A 22930-nucleotide genomic window follows, 5' to 3' on the forward strand; every position below is an offset into this window, starting at 1 on the left:
GGGAGTGACGTCCCCTCCCAGCGGGGCCTGCCCACCCTGGGACGACGGCAGGATCGGTCCATGACGACATCGACACGAATCGTCGGGCGGAGCGTCCATGGCCTGACGTACGCAGTGCTCGGCTGGGCCGTGGCATACGGGGGCGTGCGTCTGGCCTGGACGGTCGGCGAGGCTCCGGAGTTCGGGCGGCTCGGGCTGGACCTGCTCGGCCTCACCGGCTGGTGGTCCGTCGCGTTGTGTGCGGCCGCGGGCGGGCTGGCGGTTGCCCTGGACCAGGTGGCGACCTGGCGACCGGCGATCGCGGGGCTCGCCTGGACGGTCGCCGGAGCGCTGGTCGCGGCAGCCGCGATCCTGCTGCCGGAGTTGGTGGGCTTCCTGCTGTTCACCGTCGGCCCGTTCTTCGACCCGCTGGCGTTCGTCAGCCGGCTGGCCTGTGTCACCGGAGCGGTACTGCTCGCCCTGAGCACCGCGCGTTATCAGCGGCGCACCCGTGGCGACTGCCCAGCCTGCTGCCGGACGGTCCGACCGGGTACGCGGCGCTCGGCACCCGCGCGGTGGGCGCGCTGGGCGGCGTGGGCCGCTGTGGGCGGTCTCGTGACCCGCTTCGCGGCCCAGTTCGTGGTGGGGTTCGACCGCGTCGACCAGAGCGCCTCGCTGCTCGGGCTGGAGATCGGCCTGGTGCTGGCCGGAGTGCTGTTGCCACTGGCGCTGGTGTACCACTGGGGTGAGGTCTGGCCGGGGTGGGTTCCGCTGCTCGCCGGGCGCACCATTGCTCGTCTGCTGCTACTGGTGCCCGGCTTCGGGCTCGGCGCGGGCATCGTGGCCTACTTCGGCATGGGGATGGTGCAGGTGACGTCGGGCTCGCACAGCGAGTTCTCCGACGCGTTCCTGTGGGTGGCGATGTCGGCGTACCTCGTCATGGGGGTGGGCCTGGTGATCGCGTCCACGGACTACCACCTGCGCACTCGCAGGCAGTGCGGTGCCTGTGGCCGGTGACGGCACCATCGCACCCGGGCCGATTGCATTGACAGGAATCGTTGGACGAATTAGCTTTCTGGAATCGACACCTGGGAGCGCTCCCAATTCTTCGCCGCCCACACCATCGCTGAATCTCGCCCGCAGACGAGCCCTCCCGAGGCGTGGAAGCCACCACCACTTTCAGGAGGAGTTTCATGAGAAAGAGAAGAGTGACCAACGCCGCCCTGGTATCGGCCGGCGCCGTCCTGCTGGCCTCGGCAGCGGTCGCCGTGGCGATGCCAGCGGGGGCCGCAGCCGCCGGCTGTTCGGTCACGTACAGCGTGTCGTCGCAGTGGCAGGGCGGCTTCGGCGCCAACGTCGCCATCACCAATCTCGGTGACGCGGTGACGAGTTGGACCCTGACCTGGAACTACAACGCCGGACAGACCGTCACGCAGGCGTGGAACACGACGCTGACGCAGAGCGGCACCGCCGTCACCGCCAAGAACGTCAGCTACAACGGGGCCATCCCGACCAACGGGACCGTCTCGTTCGGCTTCAACGGCTCGTGGACCGGCAGCAACCCCGATCCGACGACCTTCGCGTTGAACGGGGTGGGCTGCACCGGTGGCACCGAGCCGACCCCACCGCCGACCGACCCACCGCCGACGGACCCGCCGCCGACCGGGCCGGCGGACATCACCGTGAACAGCGCGACCAAATACCAGACGGTCGACGGGTTCGGGGCCGCGCATTCCATCTGGGGTAGCGCCTGGTCGACGGCGGACACGCAGACGCTGGTCGGGATGGGCGCCAACCAGTTGGGGCTGTCCATAGTGCGGACCGGCCTGTCGCCGGAATCCAGCGAGTGGGCGACGCACGTGAACTCGTTGAAGACGGCGAAGTCGTACGGATCCAACGTGAAGATCCTCGCCTCACCGTGGACCGCGCCGGCGGCGTGGAAGACCAACAACAGCCGGGTCAACGGCGGCAAGCTGAGGACCGACTACTACGACGACTACGCCAACCACCTGAACAGCTACGTGCAGTACATGCGCGGCCAGGGCGTACCCATCGACGTCACGTCGGTGCAGAACGAGCCGGACTGGCACCCGGACTACGACTCGATGGACTGGAGCGGCACCGAGCTGCGCACCTTCGTGCGCGACCAGGGCACCAAGGTGCAGAACACCAAGCTGATGGTGGCCGAGGCGGTGAACATGAACTACAACTTCACCGACCCGACCCTCAACGACGCGACCGCCCGCAACAACATCGGCTACGTCGGCGGGCACCTGTACGGCACCGAGGAGTCGGGCCGACTGCGGCCGTACTCGCTGGCGCAGCAGCACAACAAGCCGGTGTGGATGACCGAGTGGAACCTGCACGCCGCCGACGGTGGCGGCTCCAACATCTGGGGCAACCCCGCCAACGCGGCGGTCTGGAACGAGACCCTCGACGACATCATGCGCACGGTGCACAAGTCGATGGAGGCCAACTGGAACGCCTACATCTGGTGGTACGGCAAGCGGTACTACTCCTTCATCGGTGACGGCGAGTCGGCGTTCGGGACCGTCGCGGGTGCTCCGCTCAAGCGCGGGTACGCCTTCTCGCAGTACGCCAAGTACGTCCGCCCCGGCTACCAGCGGGTCGCCCTGTCGAAGAGCTCGAAGGCCTCGCCGCTGGAGGTCACGGCCTACCAGGGGGACGGGAAGATCACCCTGGTGATCCTCAACCGCTCGAACAGCGCGGTCAACAACGCCGTGGTCCAGGCCCCGCAGAACGTCAGCCGAGCCGAGCACTACCTCACCTCGCAGAACGCCAACGCGGCCAGCCAGCCGACCAGCGTGAACGGCGGTCAGGCCACCATCAACGTCGGCGCCCGCAGCATCTCGACGCTCGTCTTCACCCTCTGAACACCTCTGCACCCGAACACCGTCGACGTCGCGGGAGCCCCGGCCACACGCCGGGGCTCCCGCCCGTCGGCGGGTAGCCGGTCCAGATCGTCGGCTGTTCAGGGAGCGGTCGGCGCCGCCGTGCTCTGCCGCACCACGAGCTTGGGGACGACCAGCGGCAGACGCTGCGGCACCGTGTCGTCGATGGCCTGGGTGACGGCGGTGATGGCACGCCGACCGACAGCGTCGAAATCCTGCTGGATCGTCGTCAGCGGCGGGATGAGGAAGGGCGCCTCGGGGACATCGTCGAATCCGACGACGGAGACGTCGTGTGGCACCCGCCGCCCCCGCTCGTGCAACGCGCGCAGCACGCCGATGGCCATCTGGTCGTTGGCGGCGAACACCGCAGTGGTTGCGCGCATCGCACCGATCCGCAGCCCGGCGGCGTAGCCGCTGTGCGCTCTCCAGTCCCCCTCGACCGGCTCCGGCGGGCGTAGGCCCGCGGAACTCATCGCCTGACGCCAACCTTCGAGCCGAGCGCGGGCCTCCGCCCAGTTGAGCGGGCCGCTCACATGCACGATCTCTCGATGCCCGAGGTCGAGGAGGTGCTCGGTGGCCATCCGGGCGCCGAGCACCTGGTCGACGCCGACGGTCACGCTGGCCCGGGACAGATCGCCCTCCACGACGACGAAGGGAACACCCGAGCGCGTCATCCGCACCACCTCGAGGGCCTCGTCGTTGCCGGCGATCATCACGACGCCCTCCACGCCGACGCGCATGAGGTGTTCGGTGGCGTCGCTGAGCGCCCGCACCGTCACCTCGGAGAGGCTCACCGAGGTGGCGAAGTAGCCGGCCGCGCGGGCGGCGTCCTCGACGCTGCGATGGATGCTCGTCGGGCCGAACAGCGTCCTGGCCGTGCCGATGATGCCGATCATCCCGGACCGTCCGCGCACCAGCGCGCGGGCTGCCGTGTTGGGACGGTAGTCGAGCCGTCGGATGGCCTCGAGGACCCGCTCCCGCGTCTCGCGCCTGATGCTGGGTGCCCCGTTGATGACCCGGGACACCGTCTGGTGTGACACGCCCGCCAGGCGAGCGACGTCGGCCATGACCGGGGGCCGGTCGGCCGCTGTCACAGCGGCCTTTGCGTGAACTCGCACTGGCGGGCCGTCCGTTCTTCCATGGAATCAGTTCCTCGTGGGCCTCGTCCGTTCGTGGCCGTCAGTGTGAGTGACGGGGCACCGCGCTGCCGCTGCCACCGACGAGGAAGTCGAGGTCCGCGCCGCTGTCAGCCTGCAGGACGTGCTCGCTGTAGAGCCGTACCCAGCCCCGGTCGGCCACCGGCTTCGGAGGCTGCCAGGCGGTGCGCCGTTGGGCCAGTTCGGCGTCGTCGACGAGGAGTTCCAGGCGGCGCGTCGAGACGTCGACGGAGACCAGGTCACCGGTGCGAACCAGCGCGAGCGGGCCACCCACTGACGCTTCCGGTGCCACGTGCAGGATGCAGGTGCCGTAGCCGGTGCCGCTCATCCGAGCGTCGGAGATCCGCACCATGTCCGTGATGCCGTCCGCGAGCAACCGTCGGGGCATGGGCACGTTGCCCACCTCCGGGAAGCCGGGGTAGCCCCGTGGTCCGGCGTTGCGGACGACGATCACCGTGTCGGGGGTGACGTCGAGGTCCGGGTCGTCGGCGGCGACGACGTACTCCTCGATCCGGTCGAAGACGAGCGCCGGGCCGGTGTGCGTGAGGAGGTGGGCGGAGGCGGCGGAGACCTTCAGCACCGCCCCGGACGGCGCGAGCGAACCGCGCAGCACCACGGTGCCCGAGCCGGCGGGCTGGAACGGCTCCTCCATGCTGCCGATCACGTCCCGGTTCCAGCACTGGGCGCCGTCGACGTTCTCCGCCACGCTCCTGCCGCTGACGGTGATGTGGTCCATGTGCAGCAGCGGGGCGAGTTCCTTCATCACCACCGGGAGGCCGCCGGCGTAGAAGAAGTCCTCCATCAGGTACGTCCCGGACGGCATGAGGTTGACGAGCATGGGCACGTCGGCGGTGAGGGTGTCGAAGTCCTCCAGCGACAGGGGGACGCCGAGGCGTCCGGCGATCGCGAGCAGATGTACGACGGCGTTGGTGGAGCCACCGATGGCGGCGTTGACCCGGACGGCGTTCTCGAACGCCTTCCTGGTCAGCACCGAGGACAACCGCTGGTCCTGTTCGACCATGGCGACGATGCGGCGTCCGGCGCCGTGCGCGAGCGCGTACCGCCGGGAGTCGACCGCCGGGACGGCGGCCGACCCCGGCAGCTGCACACCCAGCGCCTCGGTCACACAGGCCATCGTGGACGCCGTACCCATTGTCATGCAGTGGCCTCGGCTGCGGGACATGCCGACCTCCGCCTCGGAGCAGTCGGCCGCGGTCATCCGACCGGCCCGCATCTCCTCGGTGAAGCGCCAGACGACAGTGCCCGAGCCGATGTCCTGGCCGCGGAACTTGCCGTTGAGCATCGGGCCGCCGGTCAGCATCAGGGTCGGCAGGTCGACGCTCGCCGCTCCCATCAGCAGGCCGGGGGTGGTCTTGTCACAGCCGGACAGCAGCACCACCCCGTCGAGCGGGTTGGCGCGGACCGACTCCTCCAACTCCATTGCCAGCAGGTTGCGGTAGAGCATGGTCGTGGGTCGCATCAGCGGCTCGCCCAGGCTCATCGCCGGGAACTCCAGCGGCAGGCCCCCGCTCTCCCACACGCCCCGCTTCACCGACTCGGCGAGGTCGCGCAGGTGCGCGTTGCAGGGTGTCAGCTCCGACCAGGTGGTGGCGATGCCGATCACCGGGCGACCGTCGAAGACGTCGTCCGCGAAACCCTGGTTGCGCATCCAGGACCGATGGATGAACCCGTTGCGGCCTTCCGCACCGAACCACTCCCCGCTGCGCAGCGGTCGATTCGTCGTCGACATCAGCACACCTCTCTGTCATCCGTCCGGCCGCGTCCTGCGCGGCGATCAATCGCGTGTGGTGGGTTGGCTGGTGGCGTTGGCGCGGCCTACCGCAGCCCTCCGACGGAGAGGCCGCCGCGCCAGTGTCGTTGCAGGCTGAAGAACGCGATGATCAGTGGGATCACGGACACCAGGGAGCCCAGGATGATGAGGCTCCACAGCGAGGTGGTTCCCGCGTTGTTCGCGGACGCGATTCCCTGCCAGAGGCCGAGACCGACGGTGACCGGGAAGAGCCGGTTGTCGGAGAGCATGGCCAGCGGCAGGAAGTAGTTGTTCCAGGACGCCACGGCCGACAGGAGCAGCACGGTGACCACCGCGGGACGCATCAGCGGGAGGGCGATCTGAAGGAACGTCCGCACCTCTCCCGCGCCGTCGACCCGCGCCGCGTCCAGGAGTTCGTCGGGCACCGCGTCGCGCGCGTACACGTGCATCAGGTAGACGCCGAACGGGTTGAGCAGCGACGGGAGGATCACCGCCCAGACCGTGTTCGTCAGGCCGAGCCGGGAGAACATGATGAAGGTCGGGATGACCAGAGCGGTGGCGGGCACCATCAACGCGCCGAGCACGATGGCGAAGCTGAAGCGTCGGGCGGCGAACCGGTACTTGGCGAACCCGTAGCCGGCCATGACCGCCAGGACGGTGGCGCCGACGCCGCCGGCGATGGCGTAGAGCGTGGAGTTGAGCATCCACCGCAGGTAGATGCCACCGTCGTAGGTGAAGAGCTGCCGCAGGTTCCCGATGTAGTCGATCTGGTCGGTGAACCAGAGGGTGTTGCCGCCGCCGAACAGGCCGGGTGCGTCCTTGGAGCTGTTGACGATGACCCACCAGAACGGTACGAGGAAGTAGATCACCAGGAAGCCGAGGAGGATCTGAAGCGGGAGATAGCGCTGCGGTCGGCGGGCGCCGGCGCGGACGCTGGTGTGGTCGGTCATCAGAGGAAGCTCCTCCGCTTGCGGGTGAAGAACAGGAAGGCGTACACGCAGATGAACACGAGCCCGCCGAGGGCGAAGGAGATCGCGGACCCGTAATTGAAGTTGGCGAGCGAGAACGCCTGTTGGTACGCGTACATGTTCGGGGTGAAGTCCGAGCCGATCGTGCCCGCGGCGAGGTATCGCAGGATCTGCGGTTCGTTGAAGAACTGCAGGGTGCCGATGAGCGAGAAGACCAGGATGAGGATCAGGGCGGGCGCGATCAGCGGGATCTTGATCCGCGTCGCGATCTGCCACCGCCCGGCGCCGTCCATCCGAGCCGCCTCGTAGAGCGTCGGGTCGACGCCCTGCAACGCCGCGTACAGGATGATCATGTAGTAGCCGGCCCACTGCCAGGTGACGACGTTGAGCAGCCCGTAGAAGATCAGGTCACTGCTCAGGAAGTCGGGTGCGGTGGCGCCGAACAACCCGAAGATGTCGGTGAGCGGGCCGAAGCCCCGGCTGTAGAGGAACCCCCACATCACGGCCCCGATCACGGTGGGGATCGCGTACGGCAGAAAGATCATGAGGCGGGAGAAGCGGGCGAACAGTGTGGTCACCGAGTCCAGGATGAGGGCCAGCGCGAGCGCGATGACGATCTGCAGCGGGATCGAGACCAGCGAGAAGCGGATGACGAACCACGCCCCGGACAGGAAGCTCGGGTCGGTGAACGCCTTCACGTAGTTGTCGAAGAGAACGAAGCTGGTGCCGCCGATCAGCTTCTTCTGAAAGAGACTGAGGTACAGCGCGTACCCCAGTGGCGCGATGAGGAACGCCAGGAACACGATCCCGAACGGCCCGACGAAGAGCCACCCCATCAGGTGTTCGCGGAGGTGCACCTTGCCACGGATCTTGCGCGTCTCAGGCTGAGTACGCGGTGCGCGCTTCTCGGTCAGGGATGTCATCTTGGTCTCCGGGACGTGGACGCTGAGGGGGGCGGGTGGGCCGGCCGGCCAGTGCCGGCGCGGCCCACCCATCCGGTCACTGAACGGTGAAGCCTTGTTCCTTGGCGTACTTCGCCACGTCCTCCTGGAGCCGGTCGGCAGCCTGCGAACCGGTGACGGAGCCCTTGATGATCTCGCTGACCTGTTTGGTCATGGCGTCGAGGTAGTACTGACCGAAGGGGGCGTACGCGACACCCTTGTAGGCCTCGGCGGCGGGAAGGTAGACCTCCTTGTTCGCCTGCTGGCCGTTGAAGAACGCCACCTTCAGGTCGACGAACGCGGGGTCCTTGAGCGCCGTGAGGTTCAGCGGGAAGATGATCTGGTTGGTCCAGCCGTCGGTGAGCGACTCCTTGTCGGCGTAGAGCCCGTAGGCGACCTTCGCGGCCAGCTCCGGCTTCTTCGCCTGCTTGGTCACCGAGAAGGCCGACCCACCCCAGTTCACCTGCACCGGGTTGGCCGGATCCCACTGCGGCAGCGGCGCCACCGCGAACTTGCCGGTGTCCTGACCCTTACCGACGCCCGCGCCGGTGAGGTAGCCGGGCGCCCACGCCGCCGAGATGTACGTCGCGTAGTTGCCGTTGATCACGCCGGAGATGTACTCCGGGGTGAACTGGTCCTGCGTACCGACCAGGCCCTTCTTGGCGAGGCCACCCCAGTAGTCCAGCACGTCCTTGGAGGCCTGGTCGTTGAGCTTCACGCCGATCGCCTTCGGCTGCGCGGGGTCGTAGGTGAAGGGCGCGGCGCCCTTCTGGATCTGCAGCGCCATGGTGAGCGCCGGGACGTTCGCGCCGAGGTCACCGAACAGCGGCCCGCCGGCGTCCTTCACCTTCTGCGCGGCCTGCTCGTACTCGGCCCAGGTCTTCGGCGGCGTGATCTTGTACTTGTCGAAGACGTCCTTCCGGTAGATCATCGCCGCCGGACCGCCGTCGACCGGGACGCCGTAGACCTTGTCGCCGACCGACACGTCCTTCCAGGCGCCCTCGCCGTAGTTGGCCTTGACCGCGTCGAAGCCGTACTGCTTGATGTCGACGAGCGCGCCCTGGATCTGGAACGTCGGGATCCGGTCCGCCTCGACCATGATCACGTCAGGTGCGCCGGTGCCCGCCGAGATGGCGGTCTGGAACTTGTCGTACTCGTCGCTGCCCTGGCCGACGTTGGTCCAGCAGACCTGCACGTCGTCGTGCTGCTTGTTGAAGTTGTCGACGACGAGTTGGGTGTTGGGGTACCAGCCCCACATCGTCACGACCGGCACGTTCTGCTTGGTGATGGTGTTCGTGCAATTGCTCGCGTCGCTGCCGCCCTCGTCGGAGGAGCAGGCGACGAGGCCGGTCCCCGCCGCGAGCATGGCTACTGTGGCGAGTATTCGTCTTCTCTTCATTGAGATGGTTCCCTTCGGCGATGGCGGTGCACTGCATCCATGCGCTGGCGGGCGCCACCGGAAGCAGGAAGCCCTGCTCCCGGTGGCGTCGCCGGCGAAGGCTCCTAGCGCTTGAACAGACGGGGCGCCAGGTCGATGAGGTTCTTCTGCCACACGTCCCAGCCGTGCGGCCCGGGGGTGACCCCGTCGAACTCGTAGCGGATACCGAGGTTGTTCAACGTGGTCAGCGACGTCATGAAGCTCGGGTACACGAAGTCGGTCTGGTCACCGACGTAGAGGCGCAGCATCTTGGTGCCGTTGTTGATCGCCGCCACGTCGACGCCGGCGCCGCTTCCGAAACCGGCCGAGAACGCGGCGACGTAGGCGAATTCGCCCGGGTAGGCCCGCAGCACCCCGAACGCCTGCCCGCCGCCCATCGACAGGCCGGCGAGGGCCTGCTGCGACGGATCGCTGGAGATGTGGTAGCGGGCACGGGCCGTCGGAACGATGTTCTCCCGCAGTTCCCGGTTGAAGTTCGACGAGTTGCCGTTGCCCATCACGACGACCATCGGCGTGAGGTCGCCGTCGAGGAACTGATTGTCGAGGATCTGCTTGGCGCGGCCCATCTCGACCCAGTCCGTGTAGTTCTGGCCACCGCCGTGCTGGAGGTAGAGGACGGGGTACGGCTGCGTCCGGTTCGGGTCGTACCCGGGTGGGGTCCACACCAGCGCGGTCCGGTCCTGGCCGGCCACCGTGCTGGCGTAGGTCATGTTCTCGACCTTCCCGCCACGACCCGCGGGTACGTCCGACAGCAGTCGGGCGCCCGGCCCGGGGATGAAGAAGGTGCTCCACATCGGCTCGGTGGTGACGGTCGTCGGGTTGGAGGTGTCCTTGACCGCGACCCGGTCCACGATCAGCCGGTAGTAGTAGAACCAGGGCTTCAGTGGGCCCACCGTTGCCCGCCACCGGTCACCGTCACGGCTCAGTGGCAGTCGCAGCCAACTGCCGCCCGGCGCCACGTTCGCCCAGACCGTGACGTGCTGAGCGTCAGCGAAGTCCGTGGTGGTCTCGAAGGTGACGAACCCGTCCTCGGTGACGAAGGGCGTCGGGGTGGTGCCGGCCGGCGGCGGGGTGAACTCCCGCTTGAGCGGCTGGTGACCAGGGCTCGGCCCGTGGTCGGCCACGTGCCGGAACAACCGCGGCACGAAGTCGACGAGGTTCTCCTGCCAGGTGGTCCAGGTCCCGCCGCCGTCGGGGTTGACCCCGTCGAACTCGAACCGGACGTCGGCTCGACTCAACGCCTTCGTCAGCCGGTAGGTGGTGTTGTACGCGGGATCGGTGACGTTACCGGTGTACAGGCGCAGCAGCTTGACGCCGCGGTTGATCGATTTAGCGTCCTTGCGGTCGATCTCCGGAGCCGAGGTGCCCGAGAACGAACCGACGTAGCCGAACCGACCCGGCGTGGTGAGCGCTGCCCGCAACGCCTGCGTGCCGCCGTCGGACACGCCCGCGATCGCCTGGTGCGCCGGGTCGCGAAGGACCCGGTAGTTGTCGGTGACCGCCTTCCGGAGGTCCTTCAACTCCTTGTCGTCCGAGGCGTCGGCGTTGTTGATCACCACGACCATCGGGCTCATGGCGCCAGCGGCGGAGAGGTTGTCGAGGATCTGCTGGGATCGTCCAAGGTCGAGCCAGTCGGTCGCGGCCACACCGCCACCCGACTGCAGGAAGAGCGCCGGGTACCCCTTCGGGCCCTTGGCCGCGTAACCCGGTGGCGTCCAGACCAGGGCGGAGCGCTGCGCGTTGCTGCTCCGATAGGTCAACGTCTCGATCTTTCCACCGGTGCCGGCCGGCGCGTCGAGCAGCCACCGCGCCGAGTCACCCGCGACGAGGAAGGTGCTCAGGAGCGGGTTGGACGCGACACTGGTGCTGTTCGTCGGGTCCTTGATGCTCTTGGTGTCGTCGGCGGTGAGCTGGTAGTTGTACAGCCCGGGCTCCAGCGCGCCGAGAACGCCCGACCACACGTCACCCCGGCGGGTCAGACCGAACTCCGCCCAACTGGCCGACGGACCGAAGTTTCCCTCCACGACGACCTGCGAGACGGTGCCCAGGTTCTCCTGGACGTACGCCGCCGGGACGGCGAACGTGGCGTAGCGGTCCGCGGAGACGTCGAGCCACGGCGTGTCCGCCGCTGCTGCTTGCGGCGCGATGAGCACCGCCGCGGTGGCGATGACCCCGGCGGTGAACGCCGCCGAGAGCCGCCGGCGTACGCCCAGACGGCGTAAGCGCCCATGATACTGTTCGGTAGTCACACTCCACTCCTTTCATGTGCCGGCAGCGGATGCGACCCGACTGACCGGCTCAACTCAACTGTGGATCTGGCCGTGTGTGCTGGTGCACCTCCTTCACGCTGATGTCATGGTCGTGCCGCGCTCTTCGGTGGTGCCGTCGAGTCGCGTACGACGAGGCTGGTCGGAAGCACGATCTGGCTCGGCTCGTCCCACTCGCCGGTCACCAGTGACTTCAGCATCCGCGCGGCTTCGTACCCGAGCTGATACATCGACTGGTCCACGGTGGTCAGACCCGGCTGGGTCAACGCCGACTCGGGGATGTTGTCGAACCCCACGACGGACAGGTCCCCCGGCACCGAGAACCCCAACTCCCTGGCGACCTCCAGAACCTTGAGGGCCATCCCGTCGCTCGCCGCGAAGATCGCCGACGGCGGGTCCGGTCGCTGCAGCAGAACGCGCGCCAGCGGAGTCGCCGACTCGGGGTTGAAATCTCCTCGGCCGATCAGTGTCGGGTCGACCGGAACCCCGGCGGTGCTCAGCGCGGCCCGGTATCCCTCCTCCCGCGACCAGGCCGAGGCCAGGCTGTCGCGGCCGGCGATGAACCCGATGCGCCGATGGCCCAGGCCGAGCAGGTGCTCGACGGCTGTGGTGGCGCCAGCGAGGTTGTCGGATATCACCGAGGGCGTCGTCGAGCCCCGCACCGGGTCGATGGCCACGACCGGCGTCCGGGTCCGGAAGTCACCCCAGGGCGTGACGACGATGCAGCCGTCGGTGAGAGTGCCCGACAGTCGGGTCAGGTGCCGCTGCTCCCAACCCTCCGAATACGACCCGTAGAGGTCGCTGTTGGCGTAGATGATCAGATCGAAGCCCGAGCGGCTCAGCGCCTTCATCACGCCCTTGAGCACTTCCGCGGTGTACGACTGGAAGCTGTGCGCCACGAGGCCCAGAACGTTGGTGCGGCTGCGCCGAAGGCTGGTGGCCACCAGACTCGACTCGTAGCCGAGCTGCTCGATGGCGGAGCGCACCTGAGCGACTGTGCGAGCGCTGACGCCGTAATGCCCGTTGACGACGCGCGAGACGGTGGCGGTGGAAACGCCAGCAGCTCGGGCGACATCACTCATTGTTACCGGCGCATTGACTTCAATCATGCCGCTCTTCTCTGGACTGCAATCGTTATCGGTTACGTTTCCAGGATGTTGCCAACGTAACTGAGGACGATTACGAACACAAGACCTCTTCGTCCTTAACCGACCGTCGAGAACAGGGTCCTAACTGGACGCCCACGAGGGGTGCGATTGACCTTCGGACGCCGTTGCGAATAACGCAATCGCATCGTCTCCCGGGTCGACGTGGAGCCTGATTTTGGCGTTGGTGCCACCCGTTGACAACAGGACGACACACTCCGTCAAGAACCATTCACCGTCCCCTGGTGAGCGATCACAGTTGCCGAACTTCGACGGCCCCGGTAAAGACCTTCGACGCCGGCCGGTCCGGGTCCGCACTGATGACAAACGTGCCGGCATGGGTGTGGTCGGCAGCCGAGAAGCCGACGTACACCTCGATCTGCCCGGCCTCCACCGCGTAGGCCATGCTCCGGTCGTAGAAACCGAGCTGGCCGGTGGGGAGCGCGAACCGCACCGCCACCCGCTGGCCGGCGGCGGCCTCGACGCGGGCGAAGGCCTTCAGCTCCAGCACCGGCCGCGTGATCGTGGCCTGCGGGTCACGGACGTAGAGCTGCACCACCTGCTCCCCCGCCCGGTGTCCGGTGTTGGCGAGTGTGACCTCGACACCGACGCTGTCCCCGGCGCGGACCTCGGCGCTCTCCAGCGTGGCCTCCTCGATCACGAACGAGGTGTACCCGAGGCCGTGGCCGAAGACGTAGCGCGGGGCGACCGGCGAATCCACGTAGTCGCCGTGCCAGTGTGACCGCCCCCCGGACACCTTGTGGCCGTAGAAGACGGGGATCTGGCCCACGCCGCGGGGGTACGAGATCGGCAGCTTTCCGCTCGGGTCGACCTCACCGAGAAGCACCTCGGCGATCGCCTGCGCCCCGGTCTCCCCCGGCAACCAGGCCATCAGCACCGCGGCGCACTCCTCGTGCAGGAAGTCGCTGCCGACCGGTCGGCCTGCGACGAGCACTGCCACGACGGGTGTGCCGGTGGCGACGACGGCCCTGACGAGTTCCTCCTGCACGCCCGGCAGGTCCAGACTGGACCGGTCCCGCGACTCGCCAGTGGTGGCCCCGGGTGTCAGCCCCGAGCGGTCACCCAGGACCAGCACCGCGACGTCGGCCGCCGCGGCTGCCGCGACCGCCTCGGCGAACCCCTCGGTCGACGGGTCGAGCACGTCGCAGCCCGGGGCGAAGCGCAGCCGGTCGCCCAGCCGCGCCGCGAGTTCGTCCCGCACCGTGGGCACACCGTCGATGCTCTCGTCGATCTCCAGATCGTCGGGGATCGTCATCATCTCGCCGAGCAGGCCGCGCCGCTTGCGTGCCGCGACCAACGCCTCGATGTGGGCCGCGAACGAGTAGTCACCGAGCAGGTGTCGGGCGTCGTCGGCGTTCGGGCCGATGAGAGCGACAGTTCCGGCGCCCGCGAGCAGCGGCAGCGCTCCGTCGTTCTTGAGTAGGACGAGGCTGCGGCGGGCGATCTCCAGCGCCACGTCCCGGTGCCGCTCGGCGTTCGCCGAGGTCGCGGCCGCGTCCTCGTCGACGTACGGGTTCTCGAAGAGCCCGAGTTCGACCTTGTGCCGAAGGATCCGTGCGACCGCCTCGTCGAGCTGGGCCTCGCTGACCTCGCCGGTGTCCAGGGCGCGGGTGAGGGCGTCCGCGTACGCGTCCGTCGCTGGAAGCTCGACGTCCACGCCCGCACCGAGGCCCACCGTCGCGGCCTGCTGTTTGTCCTGCGCGAAGTGGTGGTACGAGTGGAGGTCGTTGACGGCGAAGTAGTCGGAGACCACGCTGCCCGTGAAGCCCCACTGCCCACGCAGGACGTCGGCGAGGAGTTCCTGGTTGGCATGGCACGGAACGCCGTCGAGCTCGTGGTAGCCGGCCATCACCGACTGGAGCCCGCCGTCGCGGACCGCCGCCTCGAACGGATACAGGTACACCTCGCGCAGCAGACGCGGCGGCAGGTGGGCCGGCGCCCAGTTCAACCCACCCTCGGACGCCCCGTAGCCGACGAAGTGCTTGGCGGTGGCGAGGACGCCGTCGGTCAGGTCGATGCCTTGCAGGCCCCTGACGAACGCCACGCCCATCCGGGACACCAGGTACGGGTCCTCGCCGTAGGTCTCCTCCGTCCGGCCCCACCGCGGGTCGCGCACCACGTCCAACACCGGCGAGAGCCCCTGATGACTTCCCATGGCGCGCATCTGTGCGCGAACGACGTCCGCCAGCTGTCGGTTCAGCTCCGGCGCCCAGGTGCTCGCGACGCCGATCGCCTGGGGGAAGATGGTCGCCTCGCGGGCCATCACCCCCGAGCAGACCTCCTCGTGCACGATCGCCGGGATCCCCAACCGGGTCTCGCTGACCAGGAAGCGCTGGATCGCGTTGGCGGCCCGCGCCACCTGCGCCGCCTTCAGGCTGGTCGCGCCCGCGACGCGGGTGACGTGCCCGAGGCCGTGTCGAAGGATCGGCCGGGCCCGCTCGGCCGCGAACCGTCCGCCCTCCAGCAGTGTGAACGCCCACGTGCTGCCCAGTTGCGCGAGCTTCTCCTCGCGGGTCATCCGGGCCAACAGATCCGACACCCGTTCGTCGACGGGCGCAGTCGCATCCGCGTAGGTCGCCTCGGTCTCCGGCTCAACAGTGGTCACCCGGTCACCCCAATCACCGCGACAAGCTGGTCTTTCGCCCGGGGCGGCAGGACCCGCGGGGGATGCCGGCGAGACATTGGTCCAGGCGTCGTGTTCCCTTACGTAAACGTAATCGGTAACGTTTACATAGATCGACAACGTAATCGAAGTCGATCACGTTGTCCAGAGCTCACAGTGCCTCCACCACCCCTCGGTCCCGGCGCTCGGGCAGTGCTGCCGGCGTCGGACCTGCACGAAGGGAGCCAGCCCTGAACACCCACCCCGACAGCGCGCCGGAGAACGGCGTGCACACGGCCCGTCTGACCCTGGACCCTCGCCGACGCGTCGCGCCGGTGCCGCGGCGGCTCTTCGGCTCGTTCGTCGAGCACCTGGGTCGCTGCGTCTACAACGGAATCTACGAGCCGGGGCACCCGACGGCCGACGCCGACGGCTTCCGGGGCGACGTCCTCGCGCTGGTGCGTGAGTTGGGCGTCACCACGGTGCGCTACCCGGGCGGCAACTTCGTCTCGTCCTACCGCTGGGAGGACGGCGTCGGCCCGGTCGACAAACGGCCGGCGAGGCTCGACCTCGCCTGGCACAGCCTGGAGACCAACGCGTTCGGGCTCGACGAGTTCATGCGCTGGGTCGGCAAGGCCGGCGTCGATCCGATCATGGCGGTCAACCTGGGCACCCGTGGCACCGCCGAGGCCGTCGACCTGCTCGAGTACGCCAATCACCACGGTGGGAGCCACCTCGCCGACCAGCGCCGCGACAACGGCGCCGTCGATCCGTACGGGATCAAGCTGTGGTGCCTGGGCAACGAGATGGACGGCCCGTGGCAGGTGGGTCAGCGCAGCGCGACCGAGTACGGGCGACTAGCGGCGCAGACCGCGAAGGCCATGCGCCGCTTCGACCCCGATCTCGAACTCGTCGCCTGCGGCTCCTCACACCTCGGTATGCCGACCTTCGGCAGCTGGGAGCGCGACGTGCTGACCGAGGCGTACGACGACGTGGACCTGATCTCGCTGCACGCCTACTACCAGCCGGTCGACGACGACCTGGCCAGCTTCCTCGCCTCGGCCGAGGACATGGACAGGTACATCGACGCCGTCACCGCCATCGCCGACTCGGTCGGAGCGATCCGCCGGTCGACCAAGAAGATCATGATCGCGTTCGACGAGTGGAACGTCTGGTACCAGTCCGCCGCCCCGTCCACGCCCCCGAGTGGCGAGGACTGGCCGGTCGCGCCACCCCTGCTGGAGGACCACTACAGCGTGGCCGACGCGGTAGTCGTCGGCGGCCTGCTCATCAGCCTGCTGCGGCACAGCGACCGGGTGAGCGCTGCCTGCCAGGCCCAACTGGTAAACGTCATCGCACCGATCATGACCGAGACGGGCGGCTCGGCCTGGCGGCAGACCATCTTCCACCCCTTCGCCCGCACCGCCCGGCACGCCCAGGGCACCGTGTTGGACGTGCTGCGCGAGGGCAGCATGACGACCACCGACCGCTACGGCGAGATCGACGCGGTCGACGCGGTCTCCACCTGGGACGACACCACCGGGGAGATGACCGTCTTCCTCGTCAACCGCGCCCTCGACACCCCGGCCGAGGTGACCATCGACGTCGCCGGCGCCCAGGTCGGCGACATCATCGAGTGCGTCAGCGTCGGCGGCACGGACCTGCAGGCCAAGAACACCGCCGACGGTCCGGACCACGCCGCGCCGCGCCCCAACGAGACGGCACGCGGCGCCGACGCCAGCGTCCAGCTGACTCTTCCGCCCGCGTCCTGGTCCATGTTGCGCCTGCGCGCCACAGACACGACCCCGTGATCGGCTGACGAGCAGTCCCGGACGTGCCCCGGCCGCGCACCCCTGGCAATCACCAGGGGTGCGCGGCCGGGGGCTTCCCCACCACAGGGAGTACGGGGTCCAGCCTGTCGTTACCGGGCGTCGACCGGGGAGCTGTGGGAGTCGTTGAAGAGCTTGTCGCCCTGGTAGCGGGCGACCACCGGCGCGCTCAGCGCACCATTGACGGTCTTCTTCAGCCGGGCGACGCCGTGGTGCACCGGGGCCGACCCCAGGTGCGTGTCACCCGCGGAGAAGTCGACCGTGCCGGAGGGTGTCGACGTGCTGGTGCTGACCGTGCCGACCGTCGCGGTGGCGGTGACCCTCGTGTGGTGCGACAGGCCCGCCGGTGACGTGGCGACGTCGAGATCGGTGGTGGTGGCCCGGAACGTCAGGGTGCGCAGGTAGTGGTTCAGCAGCGGACGCCACACGTGCCAGGTGTGCACGCCCGGCACGTTGTACTCGTCCAGCTCGACACCGGCGGCCAGCAGGGCGGCGGCGTTACGCTGCGAGTTCTCGGCGATGTTGCCCAGCCGGTCCTGGAGCCCGGTGCCGATCATGATGCCGCCGGCCACCGCCTTCATGCTGTCGACCTGGGCCTGGGTGGCTGCCGGGCCACCCGCGCTCCAGGCCGCGTGGTAGCCGAACAGGTCGGTGTGGTTGTACATGATGGTGTACGCCCGGCTGCCGCCGGCGGAGAAGCCGGCGAACGCGCGGTCCTGAGCCCGGGTCGAGACGCGGTAGTTCTGCTCGACGAACGGGAAGATGTTGTTGCGTAGTTCGTTGACGTAGCCCTCGTTGCCACCGGGGAGGCCGTTGAAGTCGGTGGACACGATCACCATGGGCTGCGCCGCACGGTCCTTGATCGCGTTCTCCAGGATGAGGTGGGCCACGCCCTGCATCGTCCAGGCCGTCGAGTGGTCGCCGCTGCCGTGGCTCAGGTAGAGCGTCGGGTACGGCGTGACGCGGTTGGGGTCGTAGCCGTGCGGCAGGTAGACGACGATGTCGTGGACTCCCGCCGGGTTTGTCGACAGCGGCGAGGTGTACCGCCGGGACTCCAGCCGGCCGACCCTGGCGACCGGCGCCTGGTAACCGGTGTCGTACGTCGGGAACTTCCGACTGGCCGGGACGTAGATCGTGCTGCGTACCGCGCCGGGAGCTCCCGGGTACTGCGGCTGGATCTGCCACCGGTTGGCGGGGTCGTCGTGCAGGGCACAGCCGGTGGCGAGCTCGTTGGCGCAGTCGTGGGTGAACGCGTACCGGAACGTGCCCGCCGGCAGCGGGGTGGTGAAGGTCCAGACCCCGTCGGGGCCCTTCCGCATGGCCTGGATGTGCCACGGGGTGGCCGCGACGTCGCCGGGTTGCCACTCGGCGGGCGGCCGCGCGTCGCCGCAGTCCTGGCAGGCGATGTTCTCCGGTCGGGAGTAGAACCAGTCGCCGTAGACGTGGACCTGCTGAACGTCCTCGGGCGCCCGGTACCGGAAGGTGACTGTGTACCCGGTCGGGGGCTTGTCGGTGCGGGTGACGGTCGGGCCCAGCGGCGCGGGCGGTGCCGCCGAGGCCGCCGGGGCGGCGAGCGTTCCGGCCGTCACTGTGACGGCGGCGAGCAGCGCGAGCATCAGCCGGCGTGTCGGTGCCGGCATCAGGGGACGGGGAGGTGCGACGGGCATGGTCCTGCTCCCTCTTCGGCGTGTGGTCAGACCGCACCGAGCGGCCGACCGACCATTCGATGGTGAGGTGAAGGGATACCAGTAACGAGCGATGCAGCTATTGCGAGCGCTAACATCGTTCCCTGTCGAAAACACAACCATGAATTGCATTGACGGTCAAGACGGAAATCGGAGCGGAGAATCGCGTCCAAACAATTCGGGCGCGCGTCATCGGCACCAGGACGACTGGCGCGCGAATTCTCTGTCCGGTCGATGTCGTCGAGAAATTCGCGCGCCAGTCACAGGTGGCCCGGAAACGCGCCCGGTAGAGACTGGCGGACGCGGTCATTGGACCGCTGGCTGCAACCTTCCGTCGACTCGCCGGGAAATGGTGGTGTACTCGTCGCGCAACTCCTCGGGGAGGACCCAGGCCGGGGCGTCCTGCCACGCCAGCGGGCGGAGGAACCGTCGGATCGACGTGGCGCCCACCGACGTGTGCACGGCGTTTGTCGACGGCCACGGGCCACCGTGGTGCTGGGCCCACGACACCCGGACACCGGTGGGGTAGCCGTCGAAGACGATGCGACCCGCGCGGGCGGCGAGCACGTCGACCAGTCGGCGTACGACCTCGGCGTCGTCGCCCGGTCCGCTGTGGAGCGAGCCGGTCAGCGACGGCGGGACGGAGGCCAGCGCGGCGTCGAGGTCAGCGGCGTCGTCGTAGCGGACCACGATCAGGAGCGGGCCGAAGCACTCGTCGGCGATCTCGGCGGTCAGGCCGGCGAGGCCGACCTCCAGGAGGGTCGGTGCCACTGTGAAGCCCGCACCGGGTTCGACAGTGGGCCGCGCCGACACCCGGGCGCCGGCCCGCTCGAACTCCGTGGACCGGTTCTCGTACGCGTCCCGGATGCGCTCGTTGAGCAGGACCGTGCCACCCGACGCGTCGACTCTGGTCCGCAGCGCGTCGACCAGGCCGTCACCACACGGATCCGACGGAACGAACGCCAGGCCGGGCTTGGTGCACAACTGACCGCCCGAGTTCGTGAAGGAGCCGAACAGTCCCTCGGCGATCTGGTCTGCTCGGGCGGCGGCCGCGTCGGGCAGGACGACGATCGGGTTCACACTGCTCAGTTCGGCGTACAGGGGAATGGGGTCGGGCCGCTCGTCGATGGCCGCCTGGATGGCGCGGGCGGCGTTGACCGAGCCGGTCAGGGCGGCCGCACGGATCGTCGGGTGGCGCACCAGCGCGCGACCGGCCTGCTCCCCGTACACGGTCGCGACGACACCCTCGGGCCCGCCGAGGTCGCGGACTGCCGACTCGATCGCGGCGGCGGAGGCGTGCGAGGTCAGCGGGTGCGACGGGTGGGCCTTCAGGATCGTCGGACACCCGGCGGCGAGCGCCGCGGCCGTGTCACCGCCGGCGACCGAGAAGGCGAACGGGAAGTTGCTGGCCCCGAAGACCGCCACCGGCCCGAGGGGTACCAGCATCCGCCGCAGGTCCGGTCCACGGCCGAGCGGTGTGTCGGCGGCGTGGTCGATGGTGGCCTCGACGTACGCTCCGTCGCGCAGCACCTCGCCGAACATCCGGAACTGGAGCGCCGCCCGGGTGAGTTCCCCGTCGAGTCGCGCGTGGCCCAGCCCGGTCTCCGCCTCGGCGGCAGCGACCAGATCCACCCGACGGGACTCCAGCGACGCGGCGATCGCGTCCAGCAGCTCCGCGCGGCCGAGCCTCCCGCGCGCGGCCAGCCATTGCGCCGCCGGGGCCGTCTGACCGGCGATCACCTCCAGTCGAGACTCGTCGGTCTCGGTGAGCTCCGTCGCACGACGCTGACCGTCGCGCGGATCGACAGTGCTGACCACGTTCACAGCAGTCCTCTCCTTACCAGATTGCCCATGAGATCGCGGACGCCGAAGTGCCAGGGCTCGCACTCCTCCGCGTGCCGCACCCGGTTGACCAGGGTGCCGAGCGCCGGGCAGCTGATCCGTACCACGTCGTCGACCTTGTGGGTGAAGCCCTCACCGGGGCGGTCCCGGTCCTGGATGGGCGCGAACATGGTGCCGAGCATCAGCGCGGCCCCGTCGGGATAGTGGTGGTGCGGCCCGATCAGCTGCCGGACCAGCTCCTCAGGATCGCGCGACATCTGGGTCATCTCCGAGACCGCCTCCAGGTGGAAGTCGTCCTCGCCGAGAACCTCCAGGCGCACCTCGAGTTCGCGGACCCGGTTCATGCCGAACCGGTCGTCGAAGAGCCGGATCAGGGGGCCGAGGGCGCAGGAGGCGTTGTTGTCCTTCGCCAGGGGAAGAAGGAGCGCCGAGCGGCCCTCGATGTCGCGCAGGTTCACGTCGTTGCCGAGGGTGGCGCCGACGATCCGGCCACTGGACTGGACGATGAGCGTGACCTCGGGCTCCGGATTGTTCCAGGTCGACGCGGCGAGCACGCCGACCGGAACGGCGGTGCCGACCGCGGAGAGGATCTGTCCCTTGGTGAAGATCTCGGCGTCCGGGCCGATGCCCACCTCCAGGTACTGGCTCCACATGCCCTCGGCGACCAGCATGCTCTTGAGCCGATCCGCCTCCGGCGAGCCCGCCTCCAGGTTGTGCAGGTCGACACCGACGTCGGCGAGCATGCGGTGCCGGATGTCCGCCGCCAGCGCCAGGTCTCCCCGCGCCCGTTCCTCGATCACCCGCTCGATCATGGAGATCGGGAACGTCACGCCAGCGGCCTTGAGCGCCTGGAGGTCGACCGGGGCGAGCAACCAGGGCCGGCCACGGTCCCGGGTAGCGGCCCCCGTGTTGGCCAGTATCTCCCCGAAGTCGCCCACCCTCGGCCCGTCGAGCCCAACCACCGTCGCGGCGGGATCGGGCAGCTCGCAGATGTCGCGGACGGTCGGGAACCGGTGACTGAGGTCGATGACCTCGCCGTCGCGGACGGTCACCGGTGAGGGGCCGCCGCCGGACGGGTCCCAGATCCGGCCGATGAGGACGCTGTCGGCATCGTCCGGCAACGCCTCGGCGGCGGTGCCGACCCAGTCCGCGGCCGCGACCGACCCCCGGGGCCGTGGCAACGTCATGAGTCGCTCTCCAGGTTGAAGAAGGACCGCTCGTCGCGGGGACGGATGTCGAAGACGGCGTCCTGGAACATCCGCAGCGGATGCGGTGTGAACGGATGCTGCTCGATGGCGGTGAGATCCACCTCGATGCCCAGGCCGATCCCGGTCGGGACGAGGATGTCGCCGTCGTCGGTCAGCACCAGCCGCTCGTTGGTGATCTCGGGACGCCAGGGCACGTCGGTCGCCATGATCTCCAGGTACCGGAAGTTGGGCAACGTCGCCCCGAGTTGCAGCGTCGCGGCGGTGCTGATTGGACCACTCGGGTTGTGCGGCGCGAAGCCCACGTAGCTGGTCGCGGCAAGCGTGGAGATGAAGGCCAACTCGGCGATCCCGCCGGCGTGCGTCACGTCGGGCTGGACGAAGTCGACCGCCTGGCGGGCCAGCGCCGGCGCGAAGCCCTGCCGCCCGTACCACCGCTCCCCCGCCGCGATCGGCACCGGCGACGCGCGACGGATGTCGACGAGCGCATCGAGGTTGTCCGGTGGGCAGGGCTCCTCGAACCACACCGGGTCGAACTGGGCGATCTCGGTGGCGACCTTGATGGCGTGGCGGACGTCGAATCGGCCGTGCCCCTCGACGAACAGCTCCACCTCGCGGCCCACCGCCTGACGGACGGCGTCGATCTGGGCCAGCACCCGGTCCAACTGCGCGGTGGTGATGGTCAGGTCGTAGTTCTCGAACGGGTCCCACTTGAGGCCCCGGAAGCCCGACTCCACCGTCCGACGCGCGGCGGCCGCGTAGTCCTCCGGCGTGACGGCACCGGAGAACCAACCATTGGCGTACGCGCGGACCCGGTCGCGGGTCGCGCCGCCGAGAAGCCGGGAGACCGGTACGCCAAGCTCGCGCGCCGAGATGTCCCAGAGGGCCATCTCCAGCGAGCTCAACGCCGTCATGATCACCGGACCGCCGCGCCAGTACCAGTCCCGCGCGGTCTCGTAGAGGATCTTCGAGATGCTTGTGGGATCCAGGCCCACCACCGCCTCGGCCAGCTCGGCGATGGCCCCCTGGACGGCACGTTCCTTGCCCTCCAGGGTGGCCTCACCGAGCCCGACGATCCCCTCGTCGGTGTGGACCCGCACGATGACGAGGTTCGTACGGTAGAAGTCGACGACCAGTGTGTCGACAGAGACGATCTTCATCTTTCGGC

15 protein-coding genes are annotated in these 22930 nt (G+C 68.9%); 3 read left to right on the forward strand and 12 right to left on the reverse strand.

The window, feature by feature from the left end; all coding sequences use genetic code 11:
- Window positions 1-60: 60 nt before the first annotated feature.
- Window positions 61-996: a hypothetical protein gene (locus tag NIE111_RS09465; RefSeq protein WP_238684014.1), complete on the forward strand. Its 936-nt coding sequence runs from the start codon at window positions 61-63 to the stop codon at window positions 994-996.
- 176 nt (window positions 997-1172) lie between these two features.
- Window positions 1173-2873 (forward strand): cellulose binding domain-containing protein, encoded by a 1701-nt coding sequence (locus NIE111_RS09470; protein ID WP_274530867.1) that lies wholly within the window; start codon window positions 1173-1175, stop codon window positions 2871-2873.
- A 98-nt stretch (window positions 2874-2971) separates the two neighbouring features.
- Here NIE111_RS09470 and NIE111_RS09475 read toward each other — a convergent pair whose 3' ends face one another.
- From NIE111_RS09475 to NIE111_RS09510, 8 genes are all read right to left on the reverse strand, one after another.
- Window positions 2972-3958 carry a LacI family DNA-binding transcriptional regulator gene (locus tag NIE111_RS09475; protein ID WP_274530913.1) on the reverse strand — a complete coding sequence of 329 codons (987 nt, stop codon included), beginning with the start codon at window positions 3956-3958 and terminating at the stop codon, window positions 2972-2974.
- A gap of 112 nt (window positions 3959-4070) precedes the next feature.
- Window positions 4071-5798, reverse strand: a complete 1728-nt coding sequence (locus NIE111_RS09480) for an IlvD/Edd family dehydratase (protein ID WP_238684016.1) — start codon at window positions 5796-5798, stop codon at window positions 4071-4073.
- Window positions 5799-5884: 86 nt separating this feature from the next.
- Window positions 5885-6769, reverse strand: a complete 885-nt coding sequence (locus NIE111_RS09485) for a carbohydrate ABC transporter permease (protein ID WP_238684017.1) — start codon at window positions 6767-6769, stop codon at window positions 5885-5887.
- Window positions 6769-7710 (reverse strand): carbohydrate ABC transporter permease, encoded by a 942-nt coding sequence (locus NIE111_RS09490; protein ID WP_112589083.1) that lies wholly within the window; start codon window positions 7708-7710, stop codon window positions 6769-6771. The genes NIE111_RS09485 and NIE111_RS09490 overlap by 1 nt, the downstream gene beginning before the upstream one ends.
- A 76-nt stretch (window positions 7711-7786) precedes the next feature.
- Complete coding sequence (locus NIE111_RS09495; protein WP_238684018.1) at window positions 7787-9127, reverse strand: ABC transporter substrate-binding protein; 1341 nt, start codon at window positions 9125-9127, stop codon at window positions 7787-7789.
- A 104-nt stretch (window positions 9128-9231) separates the two neighbouring features.
- A complete protein-coding gene (locus NIE111_RS09500) occupies window positions 9232-11415 on the reverse strand; it encodes an alpha/beta hydrolase (protein WP_238684019.1) in 2184 nt (727 codons plus the stop codon).
- A gap of 104 nt (window positions 11416-11519) precedes the next feature.
- A complete protein-coding gene (locus NIE111_RS09505; protein ID WP_238684020.1) occupies window positions 11520-12542 on the reverse strand; it encodes a LacI family DNA-binding transcriptional regulator in 1023 nt (340 codons plus the stop codon).
- A 289-nt stretch (window positions 12543-12831) separates the two neighbouring features.
- Window positions 12832-15204, reverse strand: a complete 2373-nt coding sequence (locus NIE111_RS09510) for a glycoside hydrolase family 3 N-terminal domain-containing protein (RefSeq protein WP_238684021.1) — start codon at window positions 15202-15204, stop codon at window positions 12832-12834.
- A gap of 284 nt (window positions 15205-15488) precedes the next feature.
- Here NIE111_RS09510 and arfA point away from each other — a divergent pair, with 284 nt between their 5' ends.
- Complete coding sequence (gene arfA / locus NIE111_RS09515; protein ID WP_238684022.1) at window positions 15489-17012, forward strand: arabinosylfuranosidase ArfA; 1524 nt, start codon at window positions 15489-15491, stop codon at window positions 17010-17012.
- Between the two features lie 110 nt (window positions 17013-17122).
- Here arfA and NIE111_RS09520 read toward each other — a convergent pair whose 3' ends face one another.
- From NIE111_RS09520 to NIE111_RS09535, 4 genes are all read right to left on the reverse strand, one after another.
- On the reverse strand, window positions 17123-18670 hold the full coding sequence (locus NIE111_RS09520; protein WP_238684023.1) for an alpha/beta hydrolase-fold protein: 1548 nt from the start codon (window positions 18668-18670) through the stop codon (window positions 17123-17125).
- Between the two features lie 351 nt (window positions 18671-19021).
- Window positions 19022-20539: an aldehyde dehydrogenase family protein gene (locus NIE111_RS09525; protein ID WP_238684024.1), complete on the reverse strand. Its 1518-nt coding sequence runs from the start codon at window positions 20537-20539 to the stop codon at window positions 19022-19024.
- Window positions 20536-21744, reverse strand: coding sequence for a fumarylacetoacetate hydrolase family protein (locus NIE111_RS09530; protein ID WP_238684025.1), 1209 nt, complete (start codon window positions 21742-21744; stop codon window positions 20536-20538). The genes NIE111_RS09525 and NIE111_RS09530 overlap by 4 nt, the downstream gene beginning before the upstream one ends.
- On the reverse strand, window positions 21741-22922 hold the full coding sequence (locus NIE111_RS09535; RefSeq protein WP_238684026.1) for a mandelate racemase/muconate lactonizing enzyme family protein: 1182 nt from the start codon (window positions 22920-22922) through the stop codon (window positions 21741-21743). The genes NIE111_RS09530 and NIE111_RS09535 overlap by 4 nt, the downstream gene beginning before the upstream one ends.
- Between the last annotated feature and the right edge of the window lie 8 nt (window positions 22923-22930).

The sequence above is a fragment of the Micromonospora hortensis genome, from assembly GCF_022230935.1.
GTDB lineage: Bacteria > Actinomycetota > Actinomycetes > Mycobacteriales > Micromonosporaceae > Micromonospora > Micromonospora hortensis.

What these genes read in the sequence shown, in the direction of transcription:
- NIE111_RS09535 (WP_238684026.1), bottom strand. Translation starts at nt 22,922, where the DNA reads ATGAAGATCGTCTCTGTCGACACACTGGTCGTCGACTTCTACCGTACG.
- NIE111_RS09495 (WP_238684018.1), bottom strand. Translation starts at nt 9,127, where the DNA reads ATGAAGAGAAGACGAATACTCGCCACAGTAGCCATGCTCGCGGCGGGG.
- NIE111_RS09475 (WP_274530913.1), bottom strand. Translation starts at nt 3,958, where the DNA reads ATGGCCGACGTCGCTCGCCTGGCGGGCGTGTCACACCAGACGGTGTCC.
- NIE111_RS09505 (WP_238684020.1), bottom strand. Translation starts at nt 12,542, where the DNA reads ATGATTGAAGTCAATGCGCCGGTAACAATGAGTGATGTCGCCCGAGCT.
- NIE111_RS09480 (WP_238684016.1), bottom strand. Translation starts at nt 5,798, where the DNA reads ATGTCGACGACGAATCGACCGCTGCGCAGCGGGGAGTGGTTCGGTGCG.
- NIE111_RS09470 (WP_274530867.1), top strand. Translation starts at nt 1,173, where the DNA reads ATGAGAAAGAGAAGAGTGACCAACGCCGCCCTGGTATCGGCCGGCGCC.
- NIE111_RS09530 (WP_238684025.1), bottom strand. Translation starts at nt 21,744, where the DNA reads ATGACGTTGCCACGGCCCCGGGGGTCGGTCGCGGCCGCGGACTGGGTC.
- NIE111_RS09485 (WP_238684017.1), bottom strand. Translation starts at nt 6,769, where the DNA reads ATGACCGACCACACCAGCGTCCGCGCCGGCGCCCGCCGACCGCAGCGC.
- NIE111_RS09520 (WP_238684023.1), bottom strand. Translation starts at nt 18,670, where the DNA reads ATGCCGGCACCGACACGCCGGCTGATGCTCGCGCTGCTCGCCGCCGTC.
- NIE111_RS09465 (WP_238684014.1), top strand. Translation starts at nt 61, where the DNA reads ATGACGACATCGACACGAATCGTCGGGCGGAGCGTCCATGGCCTGACG.
- NIE111_RS09490 (WP_112589083.1), bottom strand. Translation starts at nt 7,710, where the DNA reads ATGACATCCCTGACCGAGAAGCGCGCACCGCGTACTCAGCCTGAGACG.